The organism is Bacillus norwichensis (genome assembly GCF_014836955.1).
Lineage (GTDB): Bacteria > Bacillota > Bacilli > Bacillales > Bacillaceae_C > Siminovitchia > Siminovitchia norwichensis.
Genome location: NZ_JACSPV010000014.1, coordinates 19,954 through 36,822, shown reverse-complemented (window position 1 = coordinate 36,822; position 16,869 = coordinate 19,954). Strand labels below are relative to the sequence as shown.

General features: G+C 40.6%; 15 protein-coding genes. 4 read left to right on the top strand and 11 right to left on the bottom strand.

Translation table 11 applies throughout. From position 1 onward, the window contains the following. The first annotated feature begins 431 nt into the window (after window positions 1-431). Window positions 432-1,076 (top strand): 3D domain-containing protein, encoded by a 645-nt coding sequence (locus H9631_RS10145; protein WP_191812407.1) that lies wholly within the window; start codon window positions 432-434, stop codon window positions 1,074-1,076. Window positions 1,077-1,446: 370 nt separating this feature from the next. Here H9631_RS10145 and H9631_RS10140 read toward each other — a convergent pair whose 3' ends face one another. The 7 genes from H9631_RS10140 to H9631_RS10110 all read right to left on the bottom strand — a co-directional run bounded on the left by H9631_RS10140 (window position 1,447) and on the right by H9631_RS10110 (window position 10,225). Further along, window positions 1,447-2,208 carry an SDR family oxidoreductase gene (locus H9631_RS10140; RefSeq protein ID WP_191812405.1) on the bottom strand — a complete coding sequence of 254 codons (762 nt, stop codon included), beginning with the start codon at window positions 2,206-2,208 and terminating at the stop codon, window positions 1,447-1,449. A 38-nt stretch (window positions 2,209-2,246) separates the two neighbouring features. Next, a complete protein-coding gene (gene folE, locus H9631_RS10135) occupies window positions 2,247-2,783 on the bottom strand; it encodes a GTP cyclohydrolase I FolE (RefSeq protein ID WP_404801730.1) in 537 nt (178 codons plus the stop codon). 219 nt (window positions 2,784-3,002) lie between these two features. Next, window positions 3,003-3,875 carry an agmatinase gene (speB, locus tag H9631_RS10130; protein WP_191812510.1) on the bottom strand — a complete coding sequence of 291 codons (873 nt, stop codon included), beginning with the start codon at window positions 3,873-3,875 and terminating at the stop codon, window positions 3,003-3,005. A 422-nt stretch (window positions 3,876-4,297) separates the two neighbouring features. Continuing rightward, window positions 4,298-6,175, bottom strand: a complete 1,878-nt coding sequence (gene htpG / locus H9631_RS10125) for a molecular chaperone HtpG (RefSeq protein ID WP_191812401.1) — start codon at window positions 6,173-6,175, stop codon at window positions 4,298-4,300. 357 nt (window positions 6,176-6,532) lie between these two features. Beyond that, the gene (locus H9631_RS10120; RefSeq protein WP_191812399.1) at window positions 6,533-7,972 is read right to left on the bottom strand and encodes a polysaccharide deacetylase family protein; all 1,440 of its coding nucleotides are present in this window, start codon (window positions 7,970-7,972) and stop codon (window positions 6,533-6,535) included. Between the two features lie 269 nt (window positions 7,973-8,241). Further along, window positions 8,242-8,745 carry a DinB family protein gene (locus H9631_RS10115; RefSeq protein ID WP_191812397.1) on the bottom strand — a complete coding sequence of 168 codons (504 nt, stop codon included), beginning with the start codon at window positions 8,743-8,745 and terminating at the stop codon, window positions 8,242-8,244. Window positions 8,746-8,797: 52 nt separating this feature from the next. Next, complete coding sequence (locus H9631_RS10110) at window positions 8,798-10,225, bottom strand: S8 family peptidase (RefSeq protein WP_191812395.1); 1,428 nt, start codon at window positions 10,223-10,225, stop codon at window positions 8,798-8,800. Window positions 10,226-10,412: 187 nt separating this feature from the next. Here H9631_RS10110 and H9631_RS10105 point away from each other — a divergent pair, with 187 nt between their 5' ends. Further along, the gene (locus H9631_RS10105) at window positions 10,413-10,835 is read left to right on the top strand and encodes a DUF1801 domain-containing protein (RefSeq protein ID WP_191812393.1); all 423 of its coding nucleotides are present in this window, start codon (window positions 10,413-10,415) and stop codon (window positions 10,833-10,835) included. A gap of 40 nt (window positions 10,836-10,875) precedes the next feature. Here the strand turns inward: H9631_RS10105 and H9631_RS10100 are convergent, their stop codons facing one another. The 4 genes from H9631_RS10100 to codB form a co-directional block, all read right to left on the bottom strand. After that, window positions 10,876-11,490, bottom strand: coding sequence for a hypothetical protein (locus H9631_RS10100; protein ID WP_191812391.1), 615 nt, complete (start codon window positions 11,488-11,490; stop codon window positions 10,876-10,878). A gap of 122 nt (window positions 11,491-11,612) precedes the next feature. Continuing rightward, window positions 11,613-11,906 (bottom strand): hypothetical protein, encoded by a 294-nt coding sequence (locus tag H9631_RS10095; protein WP_191812389.1) that lies wholly within the window; start codon window positions 11,904-11,906, stop codon window positions 11,613-11,615. A gap of 394 nt (window positions 11,907-12,300) precedes the next feature. After that, complete coding sequence (locus H9631_RS10090) at window positions 12,301-13,569, bottom strand: cytosine deaminase (RefSeq protein WP_191812387.1); 1,269 nt, start codon at window positions 13,567-13,569, stop codon at window positions 12,301-12,303. 3 nt (window positions 13,570-13,572) lie between these two features. Further along, on the bottom strand, window positions 13,573-14,832 hold the full coding sequence (codB, locus tag H9631_RS10085) for a cytosine permease (protein WP_191812385.1): 1,260 nt from the start codon (window positions 14,830-14,832) through the stop codon (window positions 13,573-13,575). 317 nt (window positions 14,833-15,149) lie between these two features. On the opposite strand from codB, the gene H9631_RS10080 reads away from it, so the two are divergent. Then, window positions 15,150-15,836 (top strand): response regulator transcription factor, encoded by a 687-nt coding sequence (locus H9631_RS10080; RefSeq protein ID WP_191812384.1) that lies wholly within the window; start codon window positions 15,150-15,152, stop codon window positions 15,834-15,836. Continuing rightward, a complete protein-coding gene (locus H9631_RS10075) occupies window positions 15,837-16,838 on the top strand; it encodes a sensor histidine kinase (RefSeq protein WP_191812382.1) in 1,002 nt (333 codons plus the stop codon). Window positions 16,839-16,869: the final 31 nt, after the last annotated feature.

Below are 16,869 nucleotides of genomic sequence, written 5' to 3'. Positions count from 1 at the left end.
TTTTATCAATCATTATAATGGAAGGTCAATAGTTGTTTTCAGCTTAATAAAGCATAAATCAAATGCGCCTTGGCATATTTGCGCCAAGCTTCTATCTTGCCACTTACAGAAGTGGGACACTTCTACTGAATGAAGTTAAAACTGGTTTTTATCAACTTAAATGCTCACCCTATATATGATAATGAATTTGAAAATGGATTATAATCGTAAAAGTCTCAACACCCTCAGCAAAGAGAAACTTCCTTGAAAAAAATGATAGAGTACCAATAATATACGCTTGATATCTAGTAAGATACATTATTACCATTCAAATCTTCTTGGAAAAAAAACCATAATTCACCATTTGTAACATAAATACTATACCTTTGAAACATTCTTGTTACATTTGATTGTTATACTGAGCCTACCAAGAACAAAAGGGGTTCATTATTTTGAAGAAAATCGTAATATCAGCCTTAACCGCTTTATTTCTAGTATTTGGTTTCACAGGAGCCTCCTCAGCCGCCAGCACTACATATAAAGTACAAAAAGGCGATTCATTATGGAAAATCGCAAACAAACATAAGGTAACCGTTAAACAGATTAAAAGCTGGAACGGCCTGAAAAGTGATAACATCAGAATAAACCAAGTTTTGAAGATTACTAAACCTGCAGCAAAATCTAAAGCCAAAAAGGCAACTGTTAAAAAAACTACTGCTAAGAAAGTTGCTAAGAAAGCCCCAGCAAAAAAGGCAGTAGCTAAGAAAACTACAGCGAAGAAAAAAACAACTAAGAAAAAAGCTGCCTATAAAACGATGACAGTAAAAGCAACCGCCTATACTGCGAAATGCAAAGGTTGCAGCGGTATTACAGCTACTGGCATCAACCTAAATAAAAACCCAAATGCTAAAGTTATTTCTGTTGATCCAAAGCAAATTCCACTCGGTTCCAAAGTATATGTTGAAGGATACGGGATGGCAGTTGCAGGAGATACTGGCGGAGCCATTAAGAAAAACAAAATCGATCTTCATATGCCTACCAAAAAGAAAGCTTTAAACTGGGGCGTAAGAACGGTAAAAATCAAAGTCTATTATTAAAACTTCTAAACCCGAATGCTCTGAAAGCATTCGGGTTTTTATCTGCCACCATCCGACAATTCCTGTTAACATTCCCCAGGAAATGACAAATTTAATAAATAAAGGCTTTTAATAGATAGGATATGCTTGATGACGGAAGGATTTTCTCCAAAAAATAATTCAGAAACCTGGTTTGATACCGCCTTTGCTTCGTTGAAACATTGACCAAACCCTATAATTTATTGGAAGTTTTACAGCATGCCCATTAGTCGCTCCCATAGGTGTAACAAAACTGGTTAAAACCTAATAAGCGCGAGGAATCAATTTTAAAACATTGATTCCTCGCGCTTTTCTGATGTGATTTTTTAAGAAATATACTACTTATTCAGCCTTATTTTTTATATCGGTTGACAACATTAATTCCGCCTGAAGCAGAAATAATACTGCCAGTAATCAAATCTGAATCTTTATCGCAAATAAAACAAATCAGCCGAGCAATATCTTCCCCTGTACCAGATCTGCCAATCGGTGTCTGCTCATGTTTTATTTCTCTAGCCGCTTCAATACCAGCTTCTTTCATTTCTCCGACAATATCCCCTGGACAGACCATATTAGCTGTAATTCCGTATTCTGCTTCTTCAAAAGCAATGGTCTTCGTCAGTGAGGCCAGCCCCACTTTGGCTGCACTGAAAGCGGAACGGTACATCCATCCTGGTGAATGTTCAGCATCCTGAAAGCCGTAGGTGATAATTCTTCCAAACCTTTGCTTTCTCATCACCGGAATGGTTAGTTTTAAAAAGTGGTAAACGGCGTTTAAATTCCCGTCAATCATCTCGTACCATTCACTATCTTCATAATCCACCAGTTTTTTTCTCTCGAAAATATACGGACCAGCATTATTAATCAAATAATCGATTCTGCCAAATCTGCTCATCGCCTGCTCAACAATGTTAGTAATATCTTCTTTCCGAGTTACATTCCCCTGAACAAACTGCAACCGGTCTTGATAAGGCTCCCATTCCTCGATAAGTTCCTTGATTCTGTCTTCGTCGCTATAATAATTCACAGTCACACTACAGCCCTTCTGAAGAAATGCCTCGGTAACTTTACGGCCAATTCCTTTTGAGCCTGCCGTGATAATTGCATGTCTCATTTCACTCACCTCTTCACCCTTTCAGAGCACTGTGACGATTACCGATTGATCAGAGATAAAAATTCCATGCGTGCATCAGATCTTTCCTCAAACAAACCTCTAACAGCCGTTGTTGTTGTCGAAGAGTTGGACTTTTTTATCCCTCTTCCACACATGCACATATGTTTCGCCTCAATCACAACCATTGTCCCTTGAGGCTCTAAAATATCCGTTATGGCATTCGCAATCTCATTTGTTAGTCTTTCCTGAACTTGGAAACGTTTAGCATATCCTTCAACCATCCGGCCAATTTTTGATAAACCTGTAATTTTAGCATCAGGCATGTATCCAACATGAGCCACACCAAAAAACGGTGCAAAATGATGCTCGCACATAGAATAAAACTCAATATTTTTAACCAAAACTAGCTCTTTATGTTGTACATCAAAGGTTTTCTCCAAGTGAACAGCAGGATTCTCCTTATATCCTTCCGTATATTCAAGGAACGCTTTTAAAACCCTGAATGGCGTTTCTTCAAGGCCTTCCCGATTAGGATCATCTCCACAAAGCTCAATAAGATTTCTGACACCTTCCATATAGTCCTGAGATTTGTCTATTTTTCGTGCTATATCATCCGAATCCCCTGAAAAAAGATCCGGAAGTTTTTCAGAAATTAATTTAATATCAGCAGGCATACTTTTTGACCTCCTTTTTTACATACAATTCTATTATACATGAACAAGCTATTTTGTTCTTTTCCTAAAATAGGCCCATTCAACTCATTTTAAAAACCGCTCAGCATGGAGCGGTTTCATTTATTTTATTCCTTCTTTATTTACTCGAACAGCAGCGAGACTTCCAAAGTTATGAACAAGGGTCGCAGCCAACAGGGCTGTTATTTGGGTTGGATCGAATGAAGGCAATACTTCAACTAGGTCAAATCCAATGAAATTCATATCCGTCAGAGAACGGACCATTTTTAAAGCTTCATAGCTACTAAATCCTCCGACCTCTGGAGTTCCGGTACCTGGTGCATAAGCAGGGTCAACAAAATCAATATCAAATGTCAAAAAACAAGGTGTGTCACCAATTACTTCTTTTACCTGCTGAACAACATCGTCAATTCCCCGGTTGAACAGCTCATCCTGTGTAACCACATTGTATCCCAACTCCAAACTGGAATCTATATCCCAACCGCGCATACCTATTTGGACAACTTTATCCGGTTGTACAAGCCCCTCTTCATAAGCTCGTATAAAAGGGGAGCCATGCCAGTATTTTTCATCCATATATGTATCCCACGTATCTGTATGAGAATCAAATTGAAGCAAAGCCACCGGCCCATGTACTTTGGCTGCAGCACGCAGGCTTGCCAATGTGATGGAGTGATCCCCTCCCAGTCCAATAGGAATGATGTTTTTCTCCATCAATTCCAACATAGCTTTTTCCATAATATCATAACTTTTATGAATATTTTGGGTGATCACAGGCAAATCCCCTATATCAATTGCCCGCGTATCTTCAAAAGGAGAAACCTTTAGCGATTCATTCTGCGGCGATAAAGTCACAGATGCCTGCCGAATGGCCTGTGGGCCAAACCGCGCGCCTGCCCTATAGGAAGCTGCCGTATCAAAAGGCATCCCTAGTATAGCTACTTTCGGGTCTTCCCTTTCAGAGGGCAGCCTCATAAAAGTACCTGACGTACAAAAATCTGGAGTAAAATGTTCAAACGGATTCGACAATGTGCATACCTCCAAGTTTTCAATCCAATACGCCTTGGCGTATTTGCGCCCAGATTTTATCGAGCTTTAGGCTCGATCCGCCGGTGGCTTAACTTTATTCAGCCTAAGTTTGAACCCCCGCTGAAATGAATACCACTAAGCATTCATTTCACCACTTACAGAAGTGGGAGACTTCTGCTGAATAAAGTTAAAATGGAGCTGCCACCTCATGATGTGGCAGCTCTTAAATAGCCAATTGGCCTGATCATTGGACCTTTTATTAAAATCTTAAGTGCTTTTGCGAAACATTCTTCGCTTTGCAGAAATGCCAGCTGATTTTGGGAGATACTAGCCAAGTCCACGCATGACTCGCCCATTATGCCAAAGAATTACACCATGACTTTGCAAATATCGTTTGTAAATTCTATTGGGTCTTCAATAGGCAATCCTTCAATCAAGAGAGCCTGGTTATAAAGGAGGTTGGTGTAAAGGCCGACTTTATCTATGTCTTGTTCGTAGGCAGCTTTCAATGATGTAAACACATCATGATCTGCGTTAATTTCCAGGATTTTATCGGCTTTTACTTCTTGATTATTCGGCATGGCACTGAGGATTTTTTCCATTTCAATGGATACTTCCCCTTCAGTGGTCAAGCATACTGGATAATTTTTAAGGCGTGTTGAAATTTTGACGTCCTTCACTTTTCCGGAAAGAGTCTCCTTCATATAATCCAGAAGATCTTTATTTTCCTTTTCTTCCGCCTCTATCTTCTCCTTGCTTTCTTCATCAATGCCCAAGTCGCCGCTTGCCACTGATTTAAATTCTTTATCCTTATAGGACATCAGCATTTTTATCGCAAATTCATCGACATCTTCCGTGAAGTATAGAATCTCATACCCCTTGTCTGCCACAAGCTCAGTCTGTGGCATCCGGGCGATTCTTTCATTTGTTTCACCAGTTGCATAGTAAATGTACTTCTGGTCTTCTGGCATTCTGGAAACATACTCATCGAGCGTGACAAGCTTTTCCTCTTTGGAAGAATAGAACAATAACAGATCCTTCAATACGTCTTTATCCTGCCCAAAATTGTTATAGACGCCAAATTTAAGCTGGCGGCCGAAAGATTTGTAGAACAGTTCATATTTCTCCCTGTCGTTCTTTAAAAAGTTCTCTAATTCACGTTTGATTTTACTTTGGATATTTTTTGCGATAAATTTCAATTGACGGTCTTGCTGTAAAATTTCCCTTGAAATATTCAGAGACAAGTCTTCGGAATCAACCATCCCTTTGACAAAGCTGAAATAGTCTGGCAGTAGGTCTGCGCATTTTTCCATAATGAGCACACCGCTCGAATACAGCTCTAGCCCTTTTTCAAATTCTTTTGAGTAATAATCAAAAGGAATATTTTCTGGAATAAACAAGATAGCATTATACCTTACAGTGCCATCTACTTTTATATGGATATGTTTGAGCGGCTTGTCAAAACCATAATGTTTCTCCTGATAAAAATTCACGTAGTCTTCGTCAGTCAGTTCGCTTTTGTTCTTTCTCCAAATCGGAACCATGCTATTGATTGTCTGTTCCTCTTTGTATTCCTCAAATTCGTTTTCGCTATCTTCTTTCAGTCTGCTTTCTGTGACTTCCATCTTGATTGGATAGCGGATAAAATCAGAGTATTTTTTAATGATTGATCTTAAACGATACTCTTCCAAATACTCATCATAATTTTCATCCTCAGTGTTTTCCTTGATCTTTAAAATGATTTCGGTTCCCACATTCTCTTTCTCATAAGGTTCAATTGTATAACCGTCAGCGCCAGTAGATTCCCATTTAAAGGCCTGATCATTGCCAAATGCCTTTGTTAAAACCGTCACCTTATCCGCTACCATAAAAGCAGAATAAAAGCCCACACCGAATTGGCCGATAATATCGTGGCCATCTTTGATCTCATTTTCACTTTTAAAAGCCAGCGAGCCGCTCTTCGCAATTACGCCAAGATTATTTTCGAGCTCCTCTTCCGTCATTCCGATTCCGGTATCCGTCACTTTCAAGGTTCGGCTCTCTTTATCAACATCGACTCTTATGTAATAGTCCTCACGATTAAACGCCAAGGAATCATCCGTCAGCGCCTTATAATACATCTTGTCAATCGCATCACTTGCGTTGGAAATCAATTCCCTCAAAAAAATCTCACGATTGGAGTAAATGGAATTGATCATCATATCGAGCAATCTTTTCGACTCTGCTTTGAAAGCCTGCTTTGCCATTTAAATATCCCCTTTCTATTAATCCTTGGCACTCTATCCACACGAGTGCTAATAACTAATTTAATAACATACAGAACGAAGACATGTCAACACATAAGAAAAACGGAAGGCGCGCACAGCACAAGGCGAATTTTGATGTGGGAGTTCCCCAGCCACCACAACAATTTGACTTGTGAGCTGCCTGGTGGCGTCGGCGGGCTCAGTTCAGCGGCGTCCTGTCGCTTCGCTCGCACTAGTACATCCTGTGCGTCGTAGCTATGCGTAGAAAAACTTAATTCTAACTAAATATTTCATTTGATTTTATACTTTCTTACCGAAAAACAAAAGGAACAGCTTGCGCTGCTCCCCTCAAATCTGTTATTTCAAGCTTCCAAAATGCGGTCCGATTCCTTGCTCTTTTTTCCAATTGAGCAGCTGGGACACCGTGACAAATTGGTAACCTTCCTTTTCCAACTGAGTCAAAAGAGACGGCAATGCATCTGCTGTTGAGGGATGGATATCATGCATTAGAACAATCCCCCCCGGAGCAACGCTGCTTTCAACTTTCTTTTTTACCGAAAAAGCATTTCGACTCTTCCAATCCAGAGAATCAACAGACCAAAGAATGATAGAGTCACCGTTGTCTTTTGCGTATGTAAGAAAATGGTCGTTATAGGCTCCATAAGGAGGACGGAGTAGACGAGGAGTAATCCCAGTAGCTTCTACAATCTTCTCCTTCGTATAGTTCATTTCTTCTTTTATTTTCTCCAACCCTAATTTTGATAGGTTCGGGTGGCTCTTAGAATGATTCCCGATCTCATGACCATCCTCCGCTACCTTTCGGGCAAGCTCTGGATAGAAATCCACTTGGTTTCCAAGCATGAAGAAAGTGGCCTTGGCATTGTGTTCCTTCAATGTTTTCAATACTCTCGGTGTTACATCTGCGCTTGGTCCATCATCGAAAGTCAACGCCACATATTTCCCATCCGGATCCAACTTCAACTGTTCCTTTTGGATAATTTTTTCTTTTTCAAGCCGCTGCTCTTTAGGCATTTTTAAAAATGAATCAACGTCTTCCTGCAGATAGATATACATCTTTTCAACAGGGATATCAATTTCAATAGCGCCAGCGGCTCCCTCAGCAATTTGATATTCATCTATGTATAAGGAAAAGTTCTTCCGATCGATAGACCATTCCCAATCTTCCGGATGCTTCACCCACTGATTAAACTCCTCAACCAACAAATAGGGCTGAATATCCTTCTGATTATGAAGCTCCTTCCAAATAGTCTTTTGAATACCTTCCAAATGATCTTGATTCAGATCCAAAATATCCCTGATTTTCAGAAAACGGTCATGTTCAATATCGATGTTGAATACTTTCACTGTATTCTGTCCGTTTGCTCCCCCGTTTATCATATACGTTCTGAAAACTAGGCTATAATAATGTTCGGTAATACGGTGGGTCTCCATCTGAATGTTAAGATCGGCGCGCATACCGTCTGACATCCCGGTTTCGTTTTGTTCAGCTTCTTTTACAAACCTCTTCTTTTGTCCCTTGATCCATTTATTAATAGATTGATTGACTTTCTCACTATCGATATCAGGTTCATTGATCGAATATGTATATGTATCCGTTTGTTTTGTTACAGTTTTCAAGTTGATTTTTGGATACTTGCTGATCACTTTCTCATCTTGGATTTCTTCCTGGCTTTTCGCCTTGATTGAACCATTTACCAGTTTATCAACTCCTCCGATTATAAGAAAAATCACCAAAAACAAAAGAATCCAACCAAATAATTTAGTCCGCCCAGCCACTTGAAAAATTCTCCTTTTTATCAAGATTTACCCGTACAAAATATAATTCTGCTACTCTCTTAAGTTTACACCGATGTATCAATTATTACAATTGGATTACAAGAATTCTTGATAAAAAAAGAAGAGGATAGAACACAAGTGTATTTTTTAAGTAAAATTAAGATTTTCAGCTCTGAAAAGCGCGAGAAATCAGTTTTAGAAACGTTGATTTCTCGCGCCGTTTAAGATTTTGATCAGTTTTTTCTCTAGCCTCTGTGCAATCGGCCATATCATCTCATTAAAAAAAACACATAATCTGTTGGAACACCTCGTTCACCTTGTTGGTGGAGCATAGCAGTCACATTTCCCCGATGATACGTCCCGTGATTAACAACATGCTGGATAAGATCCGCAAGTTTAAATTCACATTGTCCATACCGAGGGTGCTCTGCAACAATGACCTGTTCAAAATCGTCCTGCTCGCTTAAAAATTGATAAAACTCTTTTGAGAGTTCTTCATATAGCACCTCGAATTTATCTATGGATGCTCCCGTTATTTCTGACTTTCGCCGCTCAACTTCTTCTATGGTATCTTGAAAGTTGTTTCCTTTCATCGTCCCCAGCCAAACAATGTCTACTGTATAAAGATGGACCAGAACGTCATGGATGGATCGAAATATGCTTTGAACCGTGCTGTTTAAAATGCTTTCGGGCATTTGTGTTAAATGCTGAATCACTTGTTTATTAGCCCAGACATGATAGTCATACAACTTTTTTGATTGATTTTGTTCCATAAGAGCTCCCTTTATATGAATTCATATGTTTATTTTGCAGATCCGAAGTTCTTTATCTTAAAGCTTTATAAGCATTCAAATGCCCGTTTCCAAAGTTCTTTTTATCAGTACCCTTTACCGGGTCCACCGCAGTTTTGTATAACAGATCCTCCAGTTTTTTCGGCGTCATTTTTCCATGTTTGTCTATTAGCAGTGCTGCCACAGCTGATACCTTTGGAGCCGCCATAGATGTACCAATGGACCAATAATACCCGCCATCCTGACTTGTGCTCAGATTGAACTCTTGTTCAAACAGGCCATAGCTGATATATTCATCAAGTCTTCCTTCTGCTTCATACTGATCATACATCCTGGCATCGCCGCCCACTGCGGCAACGTCTATAAAGCCAGGTCCGTAGTTTGAGTAGTTTGCCAGAACGTCTTTCGGTCCTGTGGCAGAAACTGTCACCACACCCGGAATAATACCCGGCACTTCAAACCCGGCGCCAACAGCATAAAGTCCATATTCGGCAAGTTCTAAGTTGATATAATCCAAAACCGTTTTTTTATTCGTTGCATTCAGACTCTCATTTCCTGCGGCCACAACTACAAGGGACCCTTTGCTTGTCGCATATTCCACAGCACGTTTGTAAGCATTAAAATCCGCTACGTCATTTCCAAGGTTTTCTTTTTTCCCTGTTTCTGGGTCAACATAAAAAATTTGTCCTTTGACGTCAAATCCGCCTAAACTCATGGAAATGACATCTACCCCATCGTTGGCAGCCGCAACCATGGCTGCAATAATCCATGAAGTTTCAGCAGAGCTAGTGCCAAATACACGATAAGACCGGATTCCCACATCTGGTGCCACCCCCAGCATGGCTCCATTTGCAGCGATAGAACCCGCAACATGGCTTCCATGTCCATGAAAGTCATCGAAGGCATTAGGATCTCCATTTTCATAAGGTTCCGCACCTTGGTACCCACCAACCGGAACAAAGTTTTTGGAGCCAGGCATCAGGTTTTTCACCAAATCTGGATGATTTCGATCGATTCCTGTATCAATAATTCCCACAACAACATCATGGGAACCTGTCCCAAGCTTGTAGCTTTCCCCATTATGAGTGATGCGCTGAATATCCCATTGCTTGTCCCAAAGAGCAGCATTGTCTGGATTTACATGGCTGGCCTCGATCTTGTGAGCCATAGGAATGTTCCATTTGATTGAAGGATTAGCTGCGCTTACACCGGAAATCCCTTTCAATTTGCTAAATGCCTTTGACGGAACCTTCACTTCTGCAAAGCCAATTTCTGGAACTGTATAGGTGACTTCTCCACCCAACGTTTTTATCTGCTGTTCAAATTCGGAAGGAACGGCTTTCTTATTAAACAGAACCGAATAGTGCTGTTCCTTCGGACCACTTACTTCTGCATGACCAACCGAAAGTGGGAAGCTCAATAATAAAATAACGACGGCAATGACGGCAAAGAGCTTTTTCATTATCCCCCTCCTCAACAAAGTAATCTCTTTCATAAATTAAATTTCGCCGGGAAGCTCGGGATTTCCTTTGATTCTTTTGACCCAAGTTATGAAAGTCTTCTGCAATCCCCAACATAGTTATAGCCAACAACACTCTTCTAATATAGACTAGCCTTAATTGAGTTATTGAAAGAAGGAGGCTCCAGACATGTATGAGTTAAAAACAAAGCAAAATGATAACGATGTGATTGAGTTCATAGAAAAGGTTGATAGCCTCAAGAAACGAGAAGATGCTTATCAATTGCTTGATATTTTTACGGAAGTGACTGGATACGAAGCAAAAATGTGGGGCCCTAGCATTATCGGGTTCGGTTCCTACCATTACAAATACGAGTCCGGTCATGAAGGAGACGCTCCGCTTGTCGGCTTTTCACCCCGGAAAGCAAAGCTGAGTCTTTACCTCTCTGCATGTGATCCAGCAAAGGAAGAATTATTGAATGAATTAGGCAAACATACTGCCGGTAAATCCTGCGTTTACATTAACAAATTGGCAGATATTGATGTGTCTGTTTTAAAAAAATTAATTGAACAGTCCGTCACATTTCTTCAAAAAACATATCCGGATCAATGACGAATAGGAGCAGTGGAGGCTGCTCCCTTCTATTATTTCATCAGTTCTGTTCTTGACCTTCCTCTTCCTCTAAATCATCCGGGTAAACCAGTGTATTGAAAACTTCACCACTATCGGCATTTTTTAGAGTGATTGTCACTTTGGCTTTCTCTCCTGAGGTCCCAGCAAATACTTGGTAATATAGACCTGTCATACCCAACCCTAATGCTGCAAAACCATCGAAGCCACTCTCAAAAGCTTCTTGGTCCACTGAAAGTGTGAATTCGGAAAAGGACTTGTTATGAATAACTTCTTTGATAGATGGAAAATCTTCGCTGGTTTTAATTTCGTCGATATATTCAAGAGCGTTCTTATCTATTTCCTTCATCATCTCTTTATAATCGGACTTGGACATTTTATAGGTAATTGACCCATCCTCATTCTTTATTGCTTCTTTTACTCCATCTTCTTTTGCTTGAGCAATCATTTCGTCCACATCTTCTTCTTTAAAAAAATCCTTCGGAAGTGTCACTTCAACATTCAACAAGCCTTTATCAATTTCCACTCCCTGCTCTTCCTCTTCTTTTTCTACGTTTTCATTTGATGACATGTCCTTACCACATGCAGAAACCATTAATAACATGGCAAATGTTATTAACATAATGAGCTTTTTCAACGAAATTCCCCTTCCCATTTAAAAAACAAATCGTTTTATTGCGACCTTTTCTTCACCGAAAACCCTTCAAAATTAGCTTGAGATACACAGTAGGAAGGCGGATAATCAGCGCTTCCACTAGCTTAAAAGTATTCTTTCTTTATATGAATCCTGAAAGCTTTTATAAAAGACTCTGGTGAAGAGGGCACGGTATAAGAAAATATTCCTCTACTCGTATGTACATATAGCAACCCGCCTTCATCACCCATTTTTCGGAATGACAAATCGGATATGTCGCTTATTGGAAACTCACGGTACTTTGTCACTAGACGGTCTTGATAAAGATGAATTTGACGGTTTTCTTCTTTATACACAATTTCAGCATCAATGATTTGCTTCTGGACTTTTACATATGACTGAACGGCTAATAAACGCATAAAGTACCTCAATGTACCATACTTTCCTTTCGTTTTGATAATTCACTGTTAAGAAAAGTGAGCAAGTAAATTTGGATGCGGGGGTTCACAACGATTGAACTTAATCCTTGCACCGGTGGCGCCATCCACTTCAGACTGCGATATGCTTGTTTTTCGCAATGTCGAATTCCAATCATGAATGTTTGATCTATCATTGTCATATCTTTTTATTATTTTGTTTATAACCTTCATGATCGTCCTCTTTGGTTCTAAAGAGTTCTTTTATCTGCGGTGATTGGACACCTCTTATCATACCAAGAGGACTTTTTTGTATAATCTCTATTTTTGCTTAAAGCAGGATTACTTTTTTCTCTCCAAAAAAACCCAAAGAGCACCGCCCTTTGAGGTTAAGTTCTTATGGCCTTACAAAGTCAACTTTTTCTTCCGCCCCTAGGTTGACGATTGTTTCACTTGGCTTCGTTTTAGATATGATGCGGCCGTTTCGAATAGAGTATTTGACAATCGCCTGTCTTCGAATCGCTTCATATTCATTTTCAGCGGAAAGAACGATCAAGTTGGCAGGCTTACCTTTTTCGATTCCGTAGCTGTCTTCTATATTTAGTGTCTTAGCGCTGTTTTCAGTAATCAGATCGATAGAATTGACGATCTGTTCATAGCCCATTAACTGCGAAGCGTGGATACCCATATGAAGCACTTGTAGCATATTTCCTGTACCAAGCGGATACCATGGGTCGAAAATGTCATCATGTCCGAAGCAGACATTCATTCCTGCTTCCAACAGCTCTTTTACGCGTGTCAGCCCCCGCCTTTTCGGATATGTGTCGAATCTCCCTTGCAGATGGATATTGACAAGCGGATTGGACACAAAGTTGATTCCGGATAGCTTTAAAAGCCTGAACAGCTTGTACGTATAGGAATCATTATAAGACCCCATTGCTGTTGTATGACTTGCGGTGACTCGGCTACCAAGTCCTCTTTCATATGTTTCTGCGGCCACCACTTCAACAAAGCGGGACTGCTCATCATCAATTTCATCACAGTGGATATCAACAAGGCGGTCATATTTTTCCGCCAAGTCAAATGCTGATTTTAATGAATCGACTCCATACTCTCTTGTGAATTCAAAATGGGGAATTCCGCCGACAACATTAGCACCCATTTTCAAGGACTCTTCCAACAACTCCACACCGCTGGGATAGGAGAGAATTCCTTCCTGTGGAAAAGCAACGAGCTGCAAATCCACATACGGAGACATTTCTTCTTTCACTTCCAGCATTGCCTTCATTGCTGTTAAATCGGGATCCGTTACATCCACATGAGTACGAACATATTGTATCCCTTGGGCAATCTGCCACTTCAATGCCGTTTTAGCCCTTGTTTTGACATCATCCAAAGTAAGACTTTCTTTTCTTTGCGCCCATCTTTGAATACCTTCAAATAATGTACCGCTTTGATTCCATTCCGGCTCTCCGGCCGTCAATGTTGTGTCTAAATGGATATGGGGCTCAATAAAAGGCGGAAGGACAAGAGATCCATCCACGTCTAGTATCTCTTGATCCGTTTGTTCAACAGCACCTTGTGAAATCTCTGCAATTTTATTGTCATGAATGACGATGTTCCACAAACCGTCTTTGCCCCGGAGTTTTGCGTTTTGGATGATCATGGATCAGCCCACCTTTTCTGTAACGATTTTTTCTTCACTCTGTTTTTTGCTAAACAGCTTGGAAAGGATAACAAACGTAATGACTGAACCCAGCAGCGAATTGATCGGCGGGATACCCGGAACGAATTCTGCAATGGCCACCCCTGCCGCCCATGCAACAATGGCTACCCAATTGACCGCTTTAAAAGTCATTTTGTCGAAGCTTTTGTACTTGCCGCGGTTCACGATGAAAAAGTCTGCCAATATGATGGCACCAATTGAAGGCAATGTCGACCCTAAAATGGTCAACCAGTTTACAAAATGATTGTAAAGCCACATTGCCAGCACTGTACCGACAATTCCGTTAAAGATAACCACTTTGCTTCTAGGTATTTTTGTGATATTGGAAAATCCCAAGCCTGATGCATACAAAGCATTGTCATTCGTTGTCCAGATATTCAATCCCAACACAATAATGGCTGGAACAATCAGATTTTGCAAGAACATAACCTCTGAAATATCCGATTGCCCTGTTGCAATGGCTCCGACAGCTCCGAACAGGAACATAAGTGAATTCCCGATGAAAAAGGCGACAACAGTTGAAACGACCGCCGAACGCTTCGTTCTCGCAAACCGGGTAAAATCAGGTGTTAATGTCCCTGCGCTGATGAACGAACCTACACATATAGTCAAAGCGGCCGCCAGCCCAATCGCTTCTGTCGGCTGGTATTCGAACAGCCCCTGCATACCCCCAACTGACTCTGTCGCTTTAAACACGGAAAAGCTGCCAAGGACCGTGATAAGCGGAACGGCAATAAAACCGAGGATGGTCAAAGCTTTCATTCCGAAAAACGCTGTGACTGTCATTAATATTCCTGCAATTCCAATCAAAAGGTACGTATCCAAGCCTGTCACTTTTTGAACCGGAACAGCAAACATCGCTACCCCTACGCCGAACCAGCCGACCTGTGTCGCGGAAAGGAGGAATGATGATAAGTAAGAGCCTTTTTCACCGAACGCATAGCGGGCAAGTAAGTGGGTAGATAGACCAGTCTTTGCCGCGATATATGCGAGCGCTCCAGTATAAGCGCCAAGGATCATGTTTCCAGCTAGAGTAATCCCGATAAATTGCATGAAGGTCAGGCCTTTGCCCAGAGTGCCTCCCGACCACATGCTGGCGGAGAAAAACGTGAGCCCTAACATGACGACTAGAATCTGCCAAAAGTTATTGCGGTGTGATTGAGGTACTGCCTCGAGTGAAAAATCCTTATCTATTTTTTCCATACCAATTCCTCCTAAATTAAAATTGAACTGGTACTAAGAAGGATTTTTAGGATAAGAAAACAGGCTTCCTGCCATTTTCTGACAAGAAGCCTGTCTCCAAGCAGAACAATGAGCGAAGCTTGACCTCCTCGCTACTGTTCATTGATCCGTTGTCCTTGTCAGCCTCACGGGACTGAATTAAAGGTACCAGTATTAAACTGGATATATTATTTCAAAAAAAATTAAGGGAGTCAACACAAAATCACAGGAATTTTTTTCAATTAACCTTCTTTTCATATACAATAACTATAGAATATGCAAAAAAGAACGGTGATCCTATGTTTAAAATCTTTCTCATAGAAGACGATATGACTTTATTTAATGAAATCAAAGAGCGGCTTTCGCAATGGTCCTATGATGTATATGGTGTAACAAACTTCGAACGAGTACTTCAAGAATTTACCACCATCAATCCCGATTTGGTTGTGATTGATATCCAGCTTCCAAAGTTTGATGGATTCCATTGGTGTCGGATGATCCGCTCCCATTCCAACGTACCAATCATTTTTTTATCATCCAGAGACCATCCCACAGATATGGTCATGTCCATGCAGCTAGGGGCCGATGATTTTATCCAAAAGCCTTTCCATTTTGACGTGTTAATTGCAAAAATCCAAGCTATTCTGCGCCGCGTCTATAACTACAATACGGAGTCTTTGGATTTGAAAAGCTGGTGTGGAGCAACTATTGATTATGCCAAAAATACAGTTACAAATGAGAACGGAACAGTCGAATTGACGAAAAATGAAATGTTTATCTTGAAGGTGCTCATTGAGAGGAAAAACAGTATTGTCAGCCGTTCGGATCTGATTAAAAGCTTGTGGGATGACGAAAGGTTTGTCAGTGACAACACGTTGACAGTCAATGTGAATCGTTTAAGAAAGAGCCTTGATGAAATCGGGATCGGCAAATTTATCGAAACAAAAGTGGGCCAGGGCTATATGGCGAAAGAAGAGGAACAATAGATGTTCAAAAAATTTTTGATTGAAAGGCGCAGCTGGATTTTGCTGTTTTTATTTATCCAGCTCCTCTTCCTTTTTATCGCCTATATAGATTTGTCTATTCCTTTCACGCCGGTTGCCTATATTGTGTTTTTATCGCTTATCATCTTCATCGTTTTTCTAGCGGTTCGTTACAACAAAGAAGCACCTTTTTACAAAGCTCTGGAGGAATGGGAAAGCGGCCTTGATTTATTGGGAATCATGGATGCTAATTCCCCATTTGAGATAATAGTGGATGAGAGCATCATAGAGCAAACAAAAAAACTGAAGCGGACAGCCACCGAAAATCGCTTAATTCTCGAACAGGAACGAGACGATTTATTATCCTGGATCCACGAAGTGAAGACTCCTTTAACGGCCATGCATTTAATGATTGAACGGTTAGAAGACGAAAAGATGAAAGCACAATTGACATATGAATGGCTACGGATACACCTTTTACTTGACCATCAGCTTCATGAAAAGAGGATTTCATTCATTGAAAACGACTTGCATATTGAAAAAATCGACTTGCAACCTTTGGTTTTTAAAGAGATCAAGAATCTCCAGTCATGGTGCATACAAAAAGGCATTGGCTTTGAAGTCGATTTGAATGCGGATGAGATCCTTAGCGATGAGAAGTGGCTTGCTTTTATCCTGAGGCAGCTCCTGACGAACGCGGTTAAATACAGTGTTGCTTCCGATATTATCATTCGGAGTACAGCGGAAAACGATCATACAGTTCTGGAAGTCAAGGACTTTGGAAGAGGCATTAATGCAAAGGATCTCCCTCGCATCTTTGATAAAGGCTTCACTTCGACAACCCATCCAGATCAGGCCGCCACAGGCATGGGACTCTATTTGGCCAAAAAAGCTGCCACTTCCTTGATGATCCAAATCCAGGTGAGTTCAAGACCTGGAACGGGTACCACGTTCATACTTACCTTCCCCAAATCAAACGATTTTGTAAATCTCACACGCATGTGACATGATTGTCACATGCTTTTATCATTTGTTC

Coding starts and splice junctions, on each gene's coding strand:
- H9631_RS10140 (WP_191812405.1), bottom strand. CDS start 2,208: ATGAGACATGCAATTATCACGGCAGGCTCAAAAGGAATTGGCCGTAAA.
- folE (WP_404801730.1), bottom strand. CDS start 2,783: ATGGAAGGTGTCAGAAATCTTATTGAGCTTTGTGGAGATGATCCTAAT.
- speB (WP_191812510.1), bottom strand. CDS start 3,875: ATGAGGCTGCCCTCTGAAAGGGAAGACCCGAAAGTAGCTATACTAGGG.
- htpG (WP_191812401.1), bottom strand. CDS start 6,175: ATGGCAAAGCAGGCTTTCAAAGCAGAGTCGAAAAGATTGCTCGATATG.
- H9631_RS10115 (WP_191812397.1), bottom strand. CDS start 8,745: ATGGAACAAAATCAATCAAAAAAGTTGTATGACTATCATGTCTGGGCT.
- H9631_RS10110 (WP_191812395.1), bottom strand. CDS start 10,225: ATGAAAAAGCTCTTTGCCGTCATTGCCGTCGTTATTTTATTATTGAGC.
- H9631_RS10105 (WP_191812393.1), top strand. CDS start 10,413: ATGTATGAGTTAAAAACAAAGCAAAATGATAACGATGTGATTGAGTTC.
- H9631_RS10095 (WP_191812389.1), bottom strand. CDS start 11,906: ATGCGTTTATTAGCCGTTCAGTCATATGTAAAAGTCCAGAAGCAAATC.
- H9631_RS10090 (WP_191812387.1), bottom strand. CDS start 13,569: ATGATCATCCAAAACGCAAAACTCCGGGGCAAAGACGGTTTGTGGAAC.
- codB (WP_191812385.1), bottom strand. CDS start 14,832: ATGGAAAAAATAGATAAGGATTTTTCACTCGAGGCAGTACCTCAATCA.
- H9631_RS10080 (WP_191812384.1), top strand. CDS start 15,150: ATGTTTAAAATCTTTCTCATAGAAGACGATATGACTTTATTTAATGAA.
- H9631_RS10075 (WP_191812382.1), top strand. CDS start 15,837: ATGTTCAAAAAATTTTTGATTGAAAGGCGCAGCTGGATTTTGCTGTTT.